Annotated in this window: 3 protein-coding genes and 1 pseudogene; 2 read left to right on the top strand and 2 right to left on the bottom strand. The window is 66.0% G+C overall.

The annotated features are described in order from the left end of the window. On the bottom strand, positions 1 to 389 hold a 389-nt coding region (locus BN903_RS14570), incomplete at its 3' end, for a hypothetical protein (RefSeq protein ID WP_048078420.1). Positions 390 to 576: 187 nt separating this feature from the next. On the opposite strand from BN903_RS14570, the gene BN903_RS14565 reads away from it, so the two are divergent. Further along, entirely contained in the window at positions 577 to 771 is a 195-nt protein-coding gene (locus tag BN903_RS14565; protein ID WP_004599158.1) for a cold-shock protein, read from the top strand. 211 nt (positions 772 to 982) lie between these two features. Here BN903_RS14565 and BN903_RS14560 read toward each other — a convergent pair whose 3' ends face one another. Beyond that, entirely contained in the window at positions 983 to 1,297 is a 315-nt protein-coding gene (locus BN903_RS14560; protein WP_048078418.1) for a 2Fe-2S iron-sulfur cluster-binding protein, read from the bottom strand. A 175-nt stretch (positions 1,298 to 1,472) separates the two neighbouring features. On the opposite strand from BN903_RS14560, the pseudogene BN903_RS17735 reads away from it, so the two are divergent. Then, positions 1,473 to 1,742: pseudogene (locus tag BN903_RS17735) on the top strand (hypothetical protein); the annotation flags it as partial.

Raw genomic sequence — 1,742 nt, 5'->3', positions numbered from 1 at the left:
AGCAGCATCCAGCCGTAGAAGGTGACGGCGAGCGCCGCGTCGGCCGGGAGGGCGGCCGCGAGCGCCGGAACGGTCCCGTCGCGGGCGAGGAACCCGGCGACGCCCGCGAGCGTGACCGGCGTCCCGGCGAGGATCACCAGCTTCCACGCCCGGAGGACGCTGGTCGCCATGTCGCGCCACGAGGCAACAACGAAGGCGACGAGTAGGGCGCTCATGACGACGTGCGCGACGAACAGCGCGTGCGCGGAGACGACGCCGAGGACCGCTCCCGCGGCGACGCCCCACGCCGCGGGGACCAGCAGGGCGGGACCGTTCTCGCGGAGCGTCAAGGCGGGGCCGTCGGCACCGTGTGCGTGGGACACGGGTGACGCTTTCGCGGCCGGAGTCATAAACCTCGGCGTCGGAGGGATCCGCAGCAGACATCGAGAGATCGGCCGGGAAAGTCCTAAGAATACAGATCACAGTCAGTTTTATTCAGTTTTGTTCTTCGTTTGTTCGATACGAACGTCCGCAGAGCCACGTGGTAACTGTACCCTCGCAATCCTTATGCCCGAACGGGGCCTCTCTCTATTCGCAATGGCGACCGGAAAGGTTGATTTCTTCAACGACACTGGCGGCTACGGATTTATTGAGACTGACGACGCGGACGACGACGTGTTCTTCCACATGGAAGACGTCGGCGGCCCGGACCTCGAAGAGGGCCAGGAGCTCGAGTTCGACATCGAGTCCTCCGAGAAGGGCCCCCGCGCGACCAACGTCGTTCGGCAGTAAGCCGATCCGAGAAGGTGGGTCGGTCCGGCTGACGCCGAACGCGACTCTGACACACGGTACTAAGCGTTTTCGTCCGCGTCGCGGGCTCACGTCCGCCGCGGCCGTATTTTATTCCCGACCAGCGCACCGCTCGTAGCGCGTGCCTCGTTCGTGACGGAGAGGAGTGTTAGTTGCTGAATCAAGAATCGCGTCGAGCGGTCGCTCCGCCCGCTCAGATGTGCTGGCCGAAGAGGCCGCGGCCCTTCGTCACCTCGACGTCGCCCTCGACCTTTGTCTGACAGGCGAGGCGGACGTCGTGGTTCGGGTGGTGCGGCGGGAACCAGAGGCGGGCGCGCTCCTTTTTGCCCGGCTCGCTGACCTCGCCGTCGACTTGGACCGCACAGGAGCCGCACGATCCGGCACCGCGACAGTTGAGCTGCTCCATCTTCCCGTTGTAGACCGACAGACCGGCCTCCTTGAGTACGTCGCGTAAGACTGCGCCCTTCTCGCACTCGATCTCCTCGCCCTGATAGGATACGGTAGGCATGTGCGTCACGGTACAGCGGCGATCCACAAAGAGCCTGTGTCCCGTGGCCGAGGATCGAACCGCCGAGATGCGGCCGCGTCGCCCCGGAACAGTCTGCCTCGCCCCGAAATCGTCGTGTGCCGAGCGTCGGACGCCGACGGGGCGTTTTTTACCCTCGGCACCGCAGGGTGGCACAATGGGACTCAGGTGTCTGCTCGGACACGACTTCGGCGAACCCGAACTCCAGCGGGAACGCGAGGAGGACGGCGACGAGGTCGTCACGACCGTCAAGGAGGTGAAGACCTGCGCTCGCTGCGGCGAGACGCAGATCGTCAGCGAGAATACCGAAGTGACGACGATGGAGCAGTTAGCCGACGAGGCCGCCGCGAACGCGGCCGGCGGAGCCGACCCGGCGAGCGAACGCCGACCCCGGGACCGTGGGCGGACCGTTCGGCGACACCGGGTC

This window comes from Halorubrum sp. AJ67 (genome assembly GCF_000513435.1).
Note: the sequence above shows the minus strand (reverse complement) of the source record. Positions and strands in the feature narration are given on the sequence as shown.